This window comes from Collinsella sp. AM13-34 (assembly GCF_003473055.1).
Classification (GTDB): domain Bacteria; phylum Actinomycetota; class Coriobacteriia; order Coriobacteriales; family Coriobacteriaceae; genus Collinsella.
Genome location: NZ_QRLE01000015.1, coordinates 45,795 through 62,304 on the forward strand (window position 1 = coordinate 45,795; position 16,510 = coordinate 62,304).

Below are 16,510 nucleotides of genomic sequence, written 5' to 3' on the forward strand. Positions count from 1 at the left end.
TCCTCTCTCACCGGCAACCCCTATTCCATTTGCGATTTCGCTGCAGCGGCAAGCTGGGCCACATAGTCCTTAAACACGCGGCCGCGCTCCTCATAGCCCGAGAACTCATCGAACGAAGAGCAGGCAGGAGAAAGTAAGATCACGTCGCCACGGCTCGACAGCGAACGGGCAACGTCCACGGCATCGCGTAGGTCATCCGCCTGGGCGATATCCACATCGCCATCGACATCGGCCTCGTCCATAGCGGCGGTGAAGCGCTCGCGCGCATCGCCAAAGCAGACGACCGAGCGCACGTTATCCATAACAACGCGCGCGAAGTCCGTGAGCGGCGTGCCCTTATCGTGGCCGCCGAGCAGCAAGATCACGTCGTCATCGGGAAATGCCGTCAGTGCCTTCTCGACCGCGTCGGTGTTGGTCGCCTTGGAATCGTTGACGTAGCGCACTCCGTCAATCTCGCCGCACGGCTCCACGCGGTGCTCGAGCGGCTGGAACGAGGCCAGACCGCGGCAAATGCCCTCGGGATTGGCACCGACTGCCAGGGCAGCCGTGGCAGCGCACAGGGCATTGATAACATTGTGATGGCCCGAGATCTTGAGTTCGGACGTGGCGACAAGCTGAGTCTCGACGCCCTTCAGGCGCACGACCATTTTGCCGTCGCGCACAAAGGCGGCGTCTGCACCCTCGGGCTCGTCAAAAGCGACCTTGCAGATGCGGCGACCCGGCGTATAGATGTACTCATCGAACTCGTGAATGCCGGCGTCTTCGACGTCGACAACCACCAGATCGTCATCGACCATATTGTCAAACAGCTTGATCTTGGCAAGCGCATAGTTCTTATGGCTCTTATGCCAGCCCAAGTGGTCGGGAGTGATGTTGAGCAGCACCGCCACACGAGGGTGGAGCTCGGTGGTCGTAGCAATCTGATAGCTCGAGAGCTCAGCCACAAACCACTCGTTGCGGGCTCGGCCGTCAATCTCGTTGACCGGCGGCTCGCCGATGTTGCCGACAGCCACGCTGGCCTCGCCGGCAGCCTTGAGCAGATAATCGGTCAGCGACGTGGTGGTCGTCTTGCCGTTGGTGCCCGTGATGGCAATCCAGTTATCGGGCGACAGGCGATAGGCAAACTCTGGCTCACCCATAATCTGGGCGGCATGTTCGCGCCCGGCCTTAAAGAAGCCCGAGAACTCCGAGATGCCCGGGCACGTCACGCATGCGTCATAGGCGCCCTCGACCTGTTCGGTCCCATAGACAAACGACGCACCAGCAGCCTCGAGCGCACGCGTGGCGTCATTGGGCTCAGAGGTGCCGCCGCCATACACGGTAACGGCGCTTACGCGCTCGGGATGTGCCAGCGCCCAGCGGGCGACATCGAGACCGGATTTGCCCTGACCCAAAACGAGCAGGCTAAAGACATCAGCAAGAGGCATGAAAGACCACTATCCCAACTGGAAGAACAGAGCAAGGCCAACGGCACCAAATGCCGCAGCGATAATCCAAAAACGGATGACGACCTTGGTCTCGGCCCAGCCCTTCTTTTCGAAATGATGATGGATGGGCGCCATAAGGAAGACGCGCTTGTGCGTAAAATGGAAGTAGACAACCTGAATCATGACCGACAGGGTCTCAACGATAAACAGGCCGCCGATGATGAGGGAGACGACCTCGGTGTTGGTCATGATGGACGTGCAGGCAAACGCGGCGCCCAGAGCAAGCGAGCCGGTATCGCCCATAAAGATGCTCGCCGGATAGCAGTTGAACCACAGAAAGCCCAAGCAGGCACCGGCACACGCGGTACAGAAGATGGACAGGTTCACGTCTCCGTGCAAAAACGCCATGGCAGCCATGGCGAGCATGGCGATCATGGAGGTGCCGCCAGCAAGACCGTCAAGGCCATCGGTCAGGTTCACGGCATTAGAAAGACCGGCAATCATCAGCCAGCAAAAGACAATATAGAGCCACGGGAACGAATAGCCGCAGATGGTGGTCGAAAGCACGCCAAGGTCGATCGTCAACCCACCGGGAAAACGAATCTCGGGGGCGACGCCGCACCAGTTGACGGCAAGTACCGTAAAGGTGACACAGATAATGGTTAGGCCGATCATCTTGGCATGAGGCGTCAGACCGAGCGAGCGCCCATGCGTAACGGAGGTCAGGTCGTCGATCAGGCCCAGCACGCCGGTCGCCAGCGTGGCGAGCAGTACGAGTACGAGCTCGGTGGTGAGCTTGCCCATCAGCAGGCAGGTCAGCGAGATCGCGACGAGGATGACAACGCCACCCATGGTGGGCGTTCCCTGCTTAACCAAATGACGCTTGGGGCCGTCGGCACGAACCTGCTGGCCGATACCCTCGACCTTGAGCAGCTTGATCCACCACGGCATGAGCAGCAGCGCAATGGCTGCGGCGATGCCAAGCCCCAAAAAAGCCTGATACGTTGGATACGAGGGATTGCCGAACATGGGCTAGCACACACCTTCCACAAAGCGGTCGAGCTCAACAAAGCGGGAACCCTTGACCAGTACAACATCATGTTTTTCAAGCGCGCCGCCCATGCGGTCGAGCACCTGCTGATAATCGGAGAACACCTGGATGCGGTCCTCGTCCATGCCCATCATGCGTGCGGCATCGGCCATAAGCTGGGCCAGCTCACCACCCACGCACGCCAGCATGTCGAGCTTCTTGGCGGCGGCATAGGCGCCCACGAGCTCATGCATGCGAGGAGCCTCATCGCCCATCTCGCCCATCTCGCCCAGGATCGCCATGCGAGACCCCGTGCACGAAAGCGAGCACAGCAGATCGAGGCCAGCAGCCATGGATTCGGCACTGGCGTTATAGGAGTCATCGATGACGCGTGCACCGCTCTTGGCGCGCTTGATCTCCTGGCGGTGTCCGGTGATCGTGAGACCCCTAAAGGCAGCATCGATCTGCTCGGGCGTCACGCCCAGGCGATAGGCAACCGCGGCGGCCTTAACGGCATTAGGAACGGACTGCACGCCGGGGATGGCAAGCATGGTATCGATCGTCTCACCCTGGCCAAAATCGAGCGTAAAGACCGGACGGCCTTCGTCATCAACGCGAACGTCGCGGGCACGGACCTCATCATCGTCCGAGACGCCGGCCAGCATCACGTCGATACCAGCAGGTTGGGCGAACGTGTCGCGAATGAACGGCGTAAAGTCGTCCTCACCGCCCAAAACCAGCAGCGGCAAATAGTCGCCAGCGGCGCACATGCCCTGAACGATCTCGGCCTTAGCGCGGGCGATGTTCTCGCGGCTGCCCAAAATGCCGATATGAGAGGTGCCGATCTTGCTCACGATGGCAAGGTTGGGATTGGCAGACTGAGACAGGCGCTCGATCTCGTGGAAATGGTTCATGCCCATCTCGAGCACCAGGACCTCGGTATCGGCCGGAGCGGAAAGCACCGTGAGCGGCATGCCGATCAGGTTATTGAAATTGCCCTTGGTGGCCCAGACACGATAGCGCTTGGCGAGCACAGCGGCGAGCACGTCCTTGGTCGTCGTCTTGCCGATGGAACCGGTAATGCCAACGACCAGGCAGCCAAGCTCCAGGCGATACGCATGCGCCAAACGCAGCAGAAACTCCTCGGGATCATCGGTCAGCAAGATGGCACAGCCCTTGTCCTGCGCCAGCGAGACCAGCTCGGCCTCGGGCTCACGCGTCATCACGACGGCGCCGGCACCCGACTGGACGGCACGGGAAGCAAAATCATTGCCGTCGACGTTTTCACCGGGAAAGGCGACGAAAATCGTCCCTTCCTCGACCTGGCGCGAGTCGATAACGCACCCGCGGCATACCCGATCGGCTTCTCCCGTCACGGTTCGGGCCCCTGTTGCGGCCGCGAGGTTGTTGACGGCGATCTCTATCATTGCAGCTCCCCTGTAAACCTAATAATGCTATCGGCGTATTGTATCCCAGCGCCGCGTATGCGTGGTGCAGGGCATGTGAACACCCCTCATATGGGACAACAAACCACGCCCCAAAGATTGTAACCCCCTACTTCGTGTGCGGGATACCCAGCACGTCGAGCGCGTTGGCCATAATGAACTGGAACGGAACCGCAGCGGCATCTGAGCCGCTCGGCGTTCCGTCGAGCGTGATATAGCACAGCACCTTGGGCGATTGTGCCGGTGCAAAGCCCATAAAGGACGACATGTAGTTCTCCTTGAGGTAGCCGCCGTTCTCGTCGGCACGTTCGGCCGTACCGGTCTTACCCGCCACGTCATAGCCGTCAACCGCGCCGCCAACGCCCGTTCCCTCCGACACGACCGTCTGCATGCACGATGTCACCTGGGATGCGGAATCCTCCGAAATCGCGCGCTCGCCTTCGCCCCAGTCCTTCTCGTCACCTTTGCTGGACTTATAGAAGTGCGGGGTCATCATCACGCCGCCGTTGGCGATGCCGCCCACGGCACGTGCGATCTCAATCGGCGAGACAGACAGCGCCTGTCCAAAGCTCATCGAGCCCAGCGTGGCGCCGTCATACTGGTCACGCTCCTTGACGATGCCCAGGCTCTCGCCCGGAAAATCGACACCAGAGCTGTGACCGATGCCCCACTTGTCCACATAGGCGGCAAAGTCGTCGGCACCGATCTTGCGCCCCACCAGGACAAAGCCTACGTTGGACGAACGGCGCATCATCTCGCGCACATCCATGGTCATGGCATAGTCGCGCTTGTCGGCATCGGTGACGGTATCGTCGCCCACCTTGATGCTCGCCGGCACCTCAAACGACGTACTCGACCGCACGACACCCAAGTCGAAGCCGGCGCCCGCCACGAGCGTCTTAAAGACCGAGCCGGGCTCGTAGGCGTCGGTGACCAGGCGCAGGTTCATATCCTCGGTCTTGGCGTTTTCCAGATCGGTCTGGTCGTAAGTCGGGTACGAGCAAGCAGCGAGAATTTCACCGGTCGTGGGGTCGGTGACCAAAGCCGAGCCGTTCTTGGCCTTAGTCTTCTCGACAGCCTCTGCCAGGGCATCCTCGGCCGCACGCTGGATATTGACGTCGAGCGTCGTCACGATATCAACGCCGTCGACCGCAGCCACCTTTTTATAGGCACCGCCCGCGATATAGCTGCCGTCCCTCGCGCGTTCGCGTACGAGAGAACCGTTCGTACCGGTCAGAAGCTTGTTGTATTGCTTTTCGAGACCCGTCAAGCCGTCGTTGTCTACATTCACTACACCCAGCACCTGCGATGCCAGATTGCCGTATGGATATACGCGCTTCATAGCCTGCTCAAAAAGCACGCCGGGCAGGTTCTTCTTCTCCAGCGCCGCAGCATCGTCTTCGTCCACCTGGCGCTTGATATACACCCAGGTTCCATCGGACTCAACGAGCTTGCGGCAGGTCTTTTTATCGATTCCAGTTGCCTTGACCAGCGCCGACACCGTCTTGTCAACATCCTCGACAAGCTGCGGGTTCACGGCGATGTTGCGACATTCGACCGACGACGCCAGCACGTTACCGTTGCGGTCGTAGATGGTACCGCGTTTGGCATAGAGGGTCTGCGCAAGCAGTCGGCGCGCATCGGCACGCTCGCGCAGTTTATCGGCTTCGACAATTTGATAGTCGGCAAGGCGAAAGACGCCCAAGCCCAAGCCAAGCCCAATGAAGCCCATGACGGCTTTGCGGCGAGGCAGAGGCGTGCCTGTGAGCCATTCGGTCGACGAACTCTTGCGCGACCTGGTGTTATGCACTTGGGGGCCGCCCGAGCCGCAAAGTCGCGACGCCGGGTCGTTGCCACGGGACTGCCCGGCGTTGTAAGATTGCCGACCCGTTCCTTGATAACCAGAACGCCCCCGCGACGAGGGACGTCCAGAACCGCGGCCCCCATCGGAACCGCGGCGATAGTCATTTGTCATACTCAGCTACCGTCTTGCTACTGAGCGGTCGCGGTCGCGTTGGCGCCCGCGGCTGCATCCTGCGAAAAGTCAAGTGTAACGCTCTCGCTGGGCTCCACCATGCCGTAAGCGCCCGCAAGGTCGCGAATGCGCGTGTCGGCGCCATAGACCGAATGCATGACCTCCAGGTCGGAGCTCTCATCGGTCGCCTTTTCGAGCGTGTTGGTAAGCTCGGCGTTGCTGTTGAGCACCTGGGCCGTAACGCCGGCGAGCGCCACGCGGGCGACGCCGATCGTCATGAAGATGGCCGCAATGATGCAAAACGTTTTAAGAACGCTCATGAAAACCGGGCTTACCGCCTGGTTTGCCTGACGGCCCGCGCCCGTGTAGACATCAAAGCGCGGCGTGCGCTGCTCACGGGGAGCAACGGGGGCCTGCGGCGTCTCACGATAGGCGGGCATGGCGTTCATATCATAGGCGAGTGCTGCGCTTGAAGTGTTGTAGCCCATGATATGCCGCCTCCCATCCCGAGTACGTTGGTAGTGTGTTTAAGCTTCGTTTATGGTGCGAGCGGGAGGTCCAATATCGCGCGGTCGTGCCTACAGACGCTGCGCCACGCGGATTTTGGCTGATCTCGCCCGAGGGTTGCGCTCAACCTCATCAGGCTGGGCAACCAAGGGTTTGCGGGTGATGACCTTGAGTATCGGCACGTTGCCGCACACGCACACCGGAATCTCCGGCGGACACGTGCACCCCTGGCTCATCTCCTTAAAGTGGTTCTTTACGATACGGTCCTCGAGCGAGTGATACGAGATGACGCAGATACGTCCGCCCGGGTTGAGCCACCTGGTGGCGGCATCAAGCCCTCGTTCGAGCACATCGAGCTCGTGATTGACCTCGATGCGAATGGCCTGGAAACTTTTCTTGGCCGGGTGTCCGCCATGCCGACGAGCGGCAGCCGGGATACCCGCCTTGATGATCTCGACAAATTGGCCGGTGGTTTCGATCGGTTCTTGCTCGCGGCGGCGCACGATCTCGCGCGCGATCTGCGAGGCGAACTTCTCTTCGCCGTAGACGCGTAGAATCCGGGCGAGGTCGTGTTCGTTATAGGTGTTGATGACCTCAGCTGCGTTTAAGGTGTTATTACCCGGATCCATCCGCATGTCCAATGGGGCGTCCTCGTTATACGAAAAGCCCCTTCCAGGGATATCGAGTTGCGGTGACGAAACGCCCAAATCGAACAGGAAGCCATCGACCCCGGGCACCTCGGCCGAGCAAAGCAGCTCGTCCAAGTCGCCGAAGTTGCCCTTCAGCAGCTGGTGCGGAACGCCGGGAACCTCGCGGTCCAGACGGGCGCCAGCGGCCTCGAGGGCCATGTCGTCCTGGTCGACGCCGAGCAAAAGGCCCGTCTCCCCCACCTGCGCGGCCATCTTTACCGAATGGCCGGCACCGCCAAGGGTGCAATCGCAGACAACGGAGCCGCTCTTTAGCCGCAGCGACTCAAGCACTTCGCCGAGCATGACAGGTTCATGCCGATATTCTTGTGTCAAGATCCCACGCTCCATCCGTTACCCGTGCCTTGCCCTTACGAGAAGAAGAGGTCCAGCAGGGCCTCATCGTCATCGTCCTCATCGGCCGCGGCGCGATCCCAAACCTCAAGGTGGTCGTAGTTGCCCACAACCGTGACCTCGCGGTCGAGGTTCGCCTGCTTGCGGAGAGACTCGGAAAGACCGATACGACCGGCGCTGTCCACGTCCATCGACGTGGTGCGCTTGTTGATCGCCCTCATGAGCTTCTGGTCATTAATGTCACGCGGGTTAAAACCCTCGTGGCCCTCACGACCCGCGAAGAGTCCTTCGACCCACTTATCGAAGGCCTCGGCAGAGAACACGTACAGAGCATCGACATCCAGGGCTTTGAACACGCGAACGTGCTCTCCGAGCTCCTCGCGAAGGGGTGCAGGCAGGGACAGACGACCTTTTGCATCGAGATTGCGCTCGTATGCACCAGTCATTCCCATGTGCGCCCTCCCCTCGGTTACTCAGATGGCACGTACGCGGGGAACCACCCCGCCTGTCAACGTCATTAATAATATGGGGAACCGCCCCATTTTTCAACACCTTTCCCCACCCCTTCCCCCACCCCTCCCCACTATTCCACCCCCAATATGTTGTAAAACACCCCCGAGCATATGTTCGAAAACACAATATGTTGTGTTTGCAGCAAAGGCGGGATGCCACCTGTAGAGCCACGCCCGCGAACCTCAACCTTCAAGTTGACCTTGAGGCGATTTTTACGTCCCTTTACACGCCGTTCACATCGCCCCCAAACTCCCCCACCCACGGTACACACGGCCCACCGCCGCGTCGGTGTCTAGCGAAAAATGGGACGAGCCCCAGATTGCCCATGCGCGCAAAAGTGCGTCTCGGCAATCTGGGGCCCGTCCCCTTTAGTATTTATAAATATGCAGGTCAGCGAGGTGCTAGCGATGTGCTAGCGGATGCGCCGCCAGATAGACCTCGGTCAGTTGCGTTCGGTCGACATGCGTGTAGACCTGGGTGGTCGAAATATCGGCATGGCCCAAAATCTCCTGCAGCACACGCAGGTCGGCACCGCCCGCGAGCATGTGGGTGGCAAAGGAGTGGCGCAAGGTATGGGGATGGAGCCCCACCAGCCCCACCTGACGCCCATACCGCTCGCATATCGCATGCACGGCCTGGCGCGACAGGCGACGTCCGTTCTTATTTAAAAAGACCGCCGAGGTCTCGGTTCCGCGGGCATGGGCCGCCAAGCGAGAACGTCCCTCAGTTACATAAAGCGTCAGAGCTCGCGCCGCGCTTCCCACCAGTGGGGACAGGCGTTCCTTTGAGCCCTTACCGCGAACGAATACAAAGCCATCGTCAATATGGATATCGCCCACATCGAGCCCAACCAGCTCACTCACACGCAAACCGCATCCGTAGAGCACTTCCAAGATGGCATGGTCGCGCAGTCCCATCTCGCCCTCGGGAAAGTCTTGATCGAGCAGCGCCGAGACATCCTCCACCGATAGATACTCCGGCAAACGCTCAGCCTTTTTAGGCAGGCGCAACGCCGCCGTCGGGTTTTGGGCCACGGCCCCATCGCGCACCAAAAAGGCATGCAGGCCCTTCACGGCAGCAAGCGCGCGCTCCACCGAGGCGTCGGAATAGCCTCCGCCGCGGCGATCGGCGACAAAGCCCTCCACGACCTGACGGGTCACCTCTTCAAAAGACACAATACCCGCCCGCTCCAGATAGGCGCAGTACGTCGTCAGGTCACGACGATAGGCCACAATCGTGTTGCGCGCCAAGCCCCGCTCGACCGCGAGGTAATCGAGATACTCCCCCGCCGCCACGGCGAGCGACGAGGGAGTAGCTTCGGTATGTTCCTTATTCGCCGGCACCCTTAGTCCGTAGCGAGGTTCATGGGCGTCACTTGCAGACGGTCGACACCCTCGTGCTGGCCGATCGAAGCGCGCACGAACTCGCGGAACAGCGGCTGCGGGTTGGTCGGGCGGCTCTTGAACTCGGGGTGAGCCTGGGTTGCCACATACCACGGATGAACGTCGCGCGGCAGCTCGACCATCTCGACCAGGCGCTCGTCGGGCGACAAACCCGAGATAACCAAACCGGCGTCCTCGAGCTGGTCGCGGAAGGCGTTGTTGAACTCAAAGCGGTGACGGTGACGCTCGTAGACGAGTTCCTCGCCATATGCCTCACGAGCAAGAGTATCGGCGGCGAGCTTGCACGGATAGGCGCCCAGGCGCATGGTGCCGCCCTTCTCGGTCACGTCCTCCTGCGAGCTCATCAGATCGATGACGCTATACGGACCGTCCGGATCAAACTCGGAGGAGCTGGCACCAGCAAGGCCAACGACATTGCGGGCGAACTCGCACACGGCGACCTGCATACCCAGGCAAATGCCCAGATACGGAATCTTGTGCTCACGGGCAAACTCGGCCGCGAGGATCTTGCCCTCCAGGGCGCGCTTGCCAAAGCCGCCGGGGACCAGGATGCCCGAGGCGTCGCCCAGAACCTCGGAGACATTCTGCTCGTCGAGGCTCTCGCCGTCGACTAGCTGGACGTCCACATGGCGATCGTAGAAGACGCCCGCATGGTGCAGGGCCTCGATAACCGACAGGTACGCATCGGGCAGCTGCGTGTACTTACCCACGACGGCGATCTTCACCTTGTCGGCGTGATGGTTGGCGTGATTCTGTTTGCGCAGGAACTCGTTCCACTCGCTCATGTCGCGCTCACGCGGATCCAGACCCAGGCGCTCGCAAATGCGCAGGTCAAAGTCCTGCTCGGCAAGCAGCTGCGGAACATCGTAAATGCTCGCGCAGTCCTCGTTGGTAAAGACGCAATCGGTGTCGACGTCGCAGAAGCTTGCGATCTTTCCGCGGATAGCGTCATCGATATGGTGGTCGGAGCGCAGCACGATAATATCGGGCTGGATGCCAAAGCTGCGGAGCTCCTTGACGGAATGCTGCGTGGGCTTGGTCTTGACCTCGTGGGCGGCGGCGATATAGGGAACGAGCGACACGTGGATGTAGCAGACGTTCTCGGGGCCGGCCTCCTTGCGGTACTGACGAATGGCCTCGACAAACGGTTGGGACTCGATGTCGCCGATCGTGCCGCCCAGCTCGGTGATGACTACATCGGAGCCGGTCTGCTCCTCGATGCGGCGGAACTTATCCTTAATGGCATTGGTGACGTGAGGAATCACCTGCACGGTACCGCCCAAAAAGTCGCCGCGACGCTCGCGGGCGATTAGGCTTTTGTAGATGGCACCGGTCGTAAAGTTGGAATCGCGGGTCAGGTTCTCATCAATAAAGCGCTCGTAATGACCCAGGTCCAGGTCGGACTCGTAACCATCCTCGGTTACAAAGACCTCACCATGCTGGAACGGGCTCATGGTACCGGGGTCGACGTTCAGATACGGGTCGGCCTTCTGCATCGTTACTTTGTAGCCACGCGACTTGAGCAGACGGCCCAGCGAGGCCGCGGTGATACCCTTGCCCAGGGACGAAACCACGCCACCGGTTACGAACACATGCTTGGTCATATTGAGTTACCTGCGCTTCCCGTAGAAGTTGTTTATCCACATCTTACGGGTCTTCATTGTAATACTCGCGCCGCGGACCGTCCGCAATTTTTCTCGCGTGCGATTGCATTTCTTGATCTTGAAACAAAACGCCGCCCGGTTTCCCAGGCGGCGTCGCTATGGCAAGGGTTACATGCTGCTATCGATCAGCAACCTCGTCCTCAAGCATTTCTTGAACGAGCATGCCGGTACGGACGCCCTCAAGATACCACTCACCACGTTCGGTGAGGCAAATGCCATTTGCAAGCTGACCGCCGTCGTCGCTATAACGCGAGACGACATCAATCATACCTTCGGAATCCAAGCGATCGATTGCGGCGCGGGCACGATACGGCGAAACCCCCACGCGCTCGGCAAGCGTTTTGCGCGAGAAACCATACGGCCCGCCATTGTCTTCGGTTTGCTGGGCGATCTCCATCAACACCAGCACCTCGACACGCTTCATATCGTTGACACTCGCACGACCCTTGCCCGCCATAGCAGCCTCCTCAAACCGAGCACGAGCATCTAACGCGCCGTGCGCGACCGACACACCTCACGATGGCAGGTAATATCCATCATGCGGCATCCCGCTAAGGATGAAACAGTTATGGTTATTGTATACCGCTCAAATTGTTTCTAGGCAGGTAAACGGCTATTTTTCGCCGAAATAGGCGCTTTATTGATCAAAAAACCGTACCGGGCGCTAACCCGATACGGCCAAAATGCAATGCAATTACCGCGGTGCTTCAAACTTAGCGATGGAAGAAACCGCGGCGCTCAAACTTGGGCTCGCAGCACACGTTGATACCCAGTTTGCGCAGTACCGTCTCGTCCGTCGGCGAGATGATCACGCTAAAGAAGGCATCGCAACCGCGCAACTGCTCCAGGCCCAAAAGGACGCGAGCGGCCGTCTCACTCGTGGCCGAGGTGATCGACAGCGCCATAAGCGTCTCGTCGGTGTGGAGGCGCGGGTTTTTACTTCCCAGGAAATGCGTCTTGAGCTTGCTGATGGGCTCGATCGCCTCATCGCTAATGACCTCGAGCTCAAGGTCGACGCCCGAGACATGCTTGAGGGCGTTCATAATGAGCGAACTTGCGGCGCCCAGGCGCGTGGAGGTCTTACCGGTCACCACGGAGCCATCGGGCATGACCATGGCACCCACGGGACCACCCGTCAGCTGCTCCCTGGTGAGGGCCGCCGAGCGCGCCGGTGAGTAGTTCTTATCGATGCCGGCTTTCTTCATAATAATCTTGAGACGGTCGACTTGCTCATCGCCCACGCCGGTACGGCGCACATTTTCGACCGCGGTAAAGTAGCGGCGGACGATCTCCATCTTGGAAGCGTCGCGGCAGGCATCGTCATCGGTGATGGCAAAGCCGACCATATTGACGCCCATGTCCGTAGGGCTCTGGTAGGGGCTCTTGCCCAGGATCTTTTCCATCAGGGCACGGACTACCGGGAAGGCCTCGACGTCACGGTTGTAGTTGACCGTGGTCTTGTTGTAGGCCTCAAGGTGGAACGAATCGATGATATTGGCGTCGTCGAGGTCAGCCGTGGCGGCCTCGTAGGCAATATTGACCGGATGCGTCAGAGGAAGATTCCAGACCGGGAAGGTCTCAAACTTGGCATAGCCGGCGGCGGTACCGTGCTTATGCTCGTGATACAGCTGCGAGAGGCAAGTGGCGAGCTTGCCCGAGCCGGGGCCGGGTGCCGTCACGACAACGAGCGGACGCGTGGTCTCGACAAACTCGTTCTTGCCGTAGCCATCGTCGGACACGATCAGATCGACATCGTGCGGATACCCCTCGATGGGATAGTGCAGCTTGGCGGGAATACCGAGCGCGTTCAAGCGGTTGCGGAACACATCGGCAGCAGGCTGGCCGGCGTACTGGGTGATAACCACAGCCGCGACGGCAAAGCCGTTGCCGCGGAACAGGTCAACCAGGCGCAGCACATCCTCGTCATAGGTAATGCCAAGGTCACCACGAGCCTTGTTTTTCTCGATGTGGTTCGCGTTGATCGCGATGATAACCTCGACATCGTCGGCGATGCTCTTGAGCATGCGGAACTTGCTGTCCGGTTCAAAACCCGGCAGCACTCGGCTCGCATGATAGTCATCGAACAGCTTACCGCCAAACTCCAAATAGAGCTTGCCACCAAACTGCGAGATGCGCTCCTTAATATGAGCGGCCTGCAGCTCGATATACTTCGCGTTGTCGAAACCCTGGCGCATGTATGGCTCCCGTCCCGTTTCCATTTAATGTTCTAGGCGATTATAACGGAGCCTGCCCCTCGCAAGGGCCTGGCCACCAACAGGCACCAACCAAACACGCCATCGATAAGTTGCGGTGAAATAGTTCCCGTTTAACCCCTCAAGACGACCAAACGGGAAATATTCCACCGCAACTTCCCCTTTTTGGTTCAAACAAACCTGGCCTTTGTATCAATAATGGAAACGCCGCAGGTTGAGCATAAGTCAGCGAAAGCCCACCAGAGCGAGCAAGGTGACGTGAAAGAGGAGGGCATAGGCCTTTTGGCCATGCCCGACGATTGAACGTCAGATTGCCGCTCTGGCGGGCTTGCAGCGTCGAGTGGTTCCGGCGTTTGGTAAAACGCCGGAACACAAGAGCGCCCCCTCCCGCGCACGGAACGGGAGGAGGCTAAAGGTAGGAGTCTACCGGTGGGGTTACCCCACCGGACAGACGATGACCAGGTGATCCTTTACAGGATCGTCATGGTTTCCGTGGGGTACCCAAGGGGTACTTAGAGCATCACGCAAGCGACGGTCAGGATGATGGCGCAGACGACGGAGAGAGCGACGATGAGCTTAAGAGCAAACTTGAGCCAGGTCGTCCACTCGATCTTGGCCAGAGCAAGACCGCCCATGATGGCGCCGGAGGTCGGGGTGAACAGGTTCACGACGCCGATGGCGGCGGAGAAGATCATGACCATGACCTCGGGCGAGAAGCCGAGCTTAACAGCCAGCGGTCCCATGATGGGCATGGAGACAGTAGCCATACCGGAGGTCGAGGGGATCAGGAAGGACAGGCCGAAGTAGACCAGGAAGCTCATGGGAGCGAAGATCACGCCGGACAGGCCAGCCAGAGCATTGGCGGCAGCGTCGAGGACGTAGACGTCGAGGCCGGTGCTAGCCATGAGGACGGAGATACCACGGGCGAGGGCGATGACGAGGACAACGGACATCATGTCGGCAGCGCCGGTGATGAAGGTGTTGACGATCTGCTTCTCGGACAGGCCGCCGATAATACCGATCAGGACAGCCATGAGGAAGAACCAGGTGGAAGCCTCGTCGAAGTACCACTGACCAATGGGCAGGCCGGTGATCAGGGCAGACCAGCCCTGAACGATGGCGTTACCGTCAGCGTCATAGACAGCGCCAGCATCGAAGAAGTTGGCGACGCCCTCGTTAAGGTCGGCCAGCGGGATGAAGCCGACGATCATGACGACGAAGGTGAAGGCAAAGGCGATCAGAACACCCTTCTGACGACCGGTGAGCTTGACCTCCTTGTGAACCTCGGAAGCAGCCTTGCCGTGAGCCTCTTCGGCGTCCTTGAGCTCCTGCATCGAAAGGATGGTGGAACCCTTGTCAGCCTTGACCTTCTTGGCATAGCTCATGACGAAGAGGATGGACATAACAGTGGTAACAATCCACAGGACGGCACCGAGGCCGATGATGATGGACTGGTTGACCTCAATGCCAACGCCAGTCAGAGCGTCAACGGCAGCACCGACGGCAAACGGGTTAACCGTGGAGCCGAGGCAGCCGCAGCCAGCGCCGAGCAGGACGGTGGCAGCGCCGACCATGGGGTCGAAGCCAGCAGCCATCATGGTGGCGGCGAGCAGGGCGTAGAAGGGAACGGTCTCCTCGCACATACCATAGGTGGTACCACCGAGGGAGAAGATGAACATCAGCACGGGAATGAGCATGATCTCATTGCCCTTAAGCTTCTGCACCAGAACAGCAATGCCGTTGTCCAGGGCGCCGGTCTCGGTCATCATGCCGAGGAAGCCGCCGAGGATCATAACGAAGAGGCAGACGGGCAGAGCGTCAGCGAAGCCCTTGACCGGGGCGGTGCAGAAATCGCTCAAGCGGGCAGCGGTAACCGCGCCACCGGACGTACCGGAGACGATAACGGTAACAACCGCGACGATTGCCAGCAGAGCAAGAAGAATGGTGAACGATGAAGGCATACCGCGCTTTTTCTTAGCGGTCTCAGTCATAGTTCTCATCCCCCCTTCATAAATCATTTACTGATCTCGCCCTAAGCGGCTCTTCCGTGCCGTGCATGTCGCTCAGTGCGAGATTTTTACCAGACAAAAGCGCTCGGGGTGCGCAGCAATGCACCCCGAGCGAGATGCTAGATGCTCTTACTTGAGCGTAGCGTACATGACAGCCTTGATGGTGTGCATGCGGTTCTCGGCCTCGTCGAAGACCTTGGAAGCGGGGCTCTCGAAGACCTCGTCGGTGACCTCCTGCTCGGTGATGCCGAACTGCTCGCACTTCTCGGCGCCAATCGTGGTGTTGGTGTCGTGGAAGCTGGGCAGGCAGTGCAGGAAGATGGCACCCGGGTTGGCCATAGCCATGACCTCGGAGGTAACGCGATACGGAGTGAGCTGAGCGATGCGCTCGGCCCAGACCTCGTCGGGCTCGCCCATGGAGACCCACACGTCGGTGTAGAGAACGTCGGCACCGGTGACGCCGTCCTTGACGTCGGTGGTCAGCTTGATGGTGCAGCCGTTAGCCTCAGCGATGGGCTTGCAGGCCTCGATGACGTCGTCAGCGGGCATGCACTCCTCGGGGCCGCAGGCCACGAAGTTCATGCCGAGCTTGGAGCAGACGACCATGAGGGAGCGAGCGACGTTGTTCTTGCAGTCGCCCATGAAGACGAGGGTCTTGCCCTTGATGTCGTAGTTGAAGTTCTCCTGGACGGTCAGGATGTCGGCGAGCATCTGGGTGGGGTGCCACTCGGTGGTCAGGCCGTTCCACACAGGCACGCCGGACTTAGCAGCGAGCTCCTCGACGTCGTCCTGGGCAAAGCCACGGAACTCGATGCCATCATACATGCGGCCGAGAACGCGGGCGGTATCCTCGATGGACTCCTTCTTGCCCATCTGCGACGAACCCGGATCGAGGTAGGTGACGCCCATGCCCAGATCCATGCCGCCGACCTCGAAGGCGCAGCGGGTACGAGTGGAGGTCTTCTGGAAGAGCAGAACGATGTTCTTGCCCTCGAGATAGCGGTGCGGAACGCCAGCGCGCTTCATGTCCTTGAAGTTCTTGGAGAGCTTGAGCAGGTACTCGATCTCCTCGGTGGTGAGGTCGAGGAGCTTGAGGAAGCTACGGCCGGAGAGGTTAACACCCATGGTTCGATTCCTTTCGAAGAAATGAATTACGTAAGTATTAGTGTTGCCCGTTTAACGGGCGAAGCCGGTGCGGTTGTAGGGGGACCGCACCGGAAACGGAAAGACTTAGAGGTCCTCGCGCCAGAAGGGCATGCTCATGCAGCGCGGGCCGCCGCGGCC

Annotated in this window: 13 protein-coding genes; all 13 read right to left on the bottom strand. The window is 59.8% G+C overall.

Going from position 1 to position 16,510, the window contains the following annotated elements; translation table 11 throughout:
• Nucleotides 1–20: 20 nt before the first annotated feature.
• Nucleotides 21–1,427, bottom strand: a complete 1,407-nt coding sequence (gene murD / locus DW151_RS07400) for a UDP-N-acetylmuramoyl-L-alanine--D-glutamate ligase (protein ID WP_118335179.1) — start codon at nucleotides 1,425–1,427, stop codon at nucleotides 21–23.
• Nucleotides 1,428–1,436: 9 nt separating this feature from the next.
• Nucleotides 1,437–2,456: a phospho-N-acetylmuramoyl-pentapeptide-transferase gene (gene mraY, locus DW151_RS07405; protein ID WP_089571579.1), complete on the bottom strand. Its 1,020-nt coding sequence runs from the start codon at nucleotides 2,454–2,456 to the stop codon at nucleotides 1,437–1,439.
• Nucleotides 2,457–2,459: 3 nt separating this feature from the next.
• Nucleotides 2,460–3,884 (bottom strand): UDP-N-acetylmuramoyl-tripeptide--D-alanyl-D-alanine ligase, encoded by a 1,425-nt coding sequence (gene murF / locus DW151_RS07410; protein ID WP_117757000.1) that lies wholly within the window; start codon nucleotides 3,882–3,884, stop codon nucleotides 2,460–2,462.
• Nucleotides 3,885–4,011: 127 nt separating this feature from the next.
• Nucleotides 4,012–5,712 (bottom strand): peptidoglycan D,D-transpeptidase FtsI family protein, encoded by a 1,701-nt coding sequence (locus DW151_RS07415; protein ID WP_370448024.1) that lies wholly within the window; start codon nucleotides 5,710–5,712, stop codon nucleotides 4,012–4,014.
• A gap of 182 nt (nucleotides 5,713–5,894) precedes the next feature.
• Nucleotides 5,895–6,365, bottom strand: a complete 471-nt coding sequence (locus DW151_RS07420; RefSeq protein ID WP_022094483.1) for a hypothetical protein — start codon at nucleotides 6,363–6,365, stop codon at nucleotides 5,895–5,897.
• Nucleotides 6,366–6,455: 90 nt separating this feature from the next.
• Entirely contained in the window at nucleotides 6,456–7,421 is a 966-nt protein-coding gene (gene rsmH, locus DW151_RS07425; protein ID WP_006234266.1) for a 16S rRNA (cytosine(1402)-N(4))-methyltransferase RsmH, read from the bottom strand.
• 20 nt (nucleotides 7,422–7,441) lie between these two features.
• On the bottom strand, nucleotides 7,442–7,876 hold the full coding sequence (locus DW151_RS07430) for a division/cell wall cluster transcriptional repressor MraZ (protein WP_006234269.1): 435 nt from the start codon (nucleotides 7,874–7,876) through the stop codon (nucleotides 7,442–7,444).
• Nucleotides 7,877–8,338: 462 nt separating this feature from the next.
• Nucleotides 8,339–9,280, bottom strand: coding sequence for a site-specific tyrosine recombinase XerD (gene xerD / locus DW151_RS07435; protein WP_199579918.1), 942 nt, complete (start codon nucleotides 9,278–9,280; stop codon nucleotides 8,339–8,341).
• A 2-nt stretch (nucleotides 9,281–9,282) separates the two neighbouring features.
• Nucleotides 9,283–10,944: a CTP synthase gene (locus DW151_RS07440; protein ID WP_006234274.1), complete on the bottom strand. Its 1,662-nt coding sequence runs from the start codon at nucleotides 10,942–10,944 to the stop codon at nucleotides 9,283–9,285.
• A gap of 178 nt (nucleotides 10,945–11,122) precedes the next feature.
• Nucleotides 11,123–11,461, bottom strand: coding sequence for a hypothetical protein (locus tag DW151_RS07445; protein WP_117655154.1), 339 nt, complete (start codon nucleotides 11,459–11,461; stop codon nucleotides 11,123–11,125).
• Nucleotides 11,462–11,717: 256 nt separating this feature from the next.
• Nucleotides 11,718–13,199: a DUF1846 domain-containing protein gene (locus DW151_RS07450; protein WP_117564670.1), complete on the bottom strand. Its 1,482-nt coding sequence runs from the start codon at nucleotides 13,197–13,199 to the stop codon at nucleotides 11,718–11,720.
• A 530-nt stretch (nucleotides 13,200–13,729) separates the two neighbouring features.
• The gene (locus DW151_RS07455) at nucleotides 13,730–15,217 is read right to left on the bottom strand and encodes a YfcC family protein (protein ID WP_369831459.1); all 1,488 of its coding nucleotides are present in this window, start codon (nucleotides 15,215–15,217) and stop codon (nucleotides 13,730–13,732) included.
• A 138-nt stretch (nucleotides 15,218–15,355) separates the two neighbouring features.
• The gene (argF, locus tag DW151_RS07460; RefSeq protein ID WP_117584234.1) at nucleotides 15,356–16,351 is read right to left on the bottom strand and encodes an ornithine carbamoyltransferase; all 996 of its coding nucleotides are present in this window, start codon (nucleotides 16,349–16,351) and stop codon (nucleotides 15,356–15,358) included.
• Between the last annotated feature and the right edge of the window lie 159 nt (nucleotides 16,352–16,510).

Coding starts and splice junctions, on each gene's coding strand:
- murD (WP_118335179.1), bottom strand. CDS start 1,427: ATGCCTCTTGCTGATGTCTTTAGCCTGCTCGTTTTGGGTCAGGGCAAA.
- mraY (WP_089571579.1), bottom strand. CDS start 2,456: ATGTTCGGCAATCCCTCGTATCCAACGTATCAGGCTTTTTTGGGGCTT.
- murF (WP_117757000.1), bottom strand. CDS start 3,884: ATGATAGAGATCGCCGTCAACAACCTCGCGGCCGCAACAGGGGCCCGA.
- DW151_RS07420 (WP_022094483.1), bottom strand. CDS start 6,365: ATGGGCTACAACACTTCAAGCGCAGCACTCGCCTATGATATGAACGCC.
- rsmH (WP_006234266.1), bottom strand. CDS start 7,421: ATGGAGCGTGGGATCTTGACACAAGAATATCGGCATGAACCTGTCATG.
- DW151_RS07430 (WP_006234269.1), bottom strand. CDS start 7,876: ATGGGAATGACTGGTGCATACGAGCGCAATCTCGATGCAAAAGGTCGT.
- DW151_RS07440 (WP_006234274.1), bottom strand. CDS start 10,944: ATGACCAAGCATGTGTTCGTAACCGGTGGCGTGGTTTCGTCCCTGGGC.
- DW151_RS07445 (WP_117655154.1), bottom strand. CDS start 11,461: ATGGCGGGCAAGGGTCGTGCGAGTGTCAACGATATGAAGCGTGTCGAG.
- DW151_RS07450 (WP_117564670.1), bottom strand. CDS start 13,199: ATGCGCCAGGGTTTCGACAACGCGAAGTATATCGAGCTGCAGGCCGCT.
- DW151_RS07455 (WP_369831459.1), bottom strand. CDS start 15,217: ATGAGAACTATGACTGAGACCGCTAAGAAAAAGCGCGGTATGCCTTCA.
- argF (WP_117584234.1), bottom strand. CDS start 16,351: ATGGGTGTTAACCTCTCCGGCCGTAGCTTCCTCAAGCTCCTCGACCTC.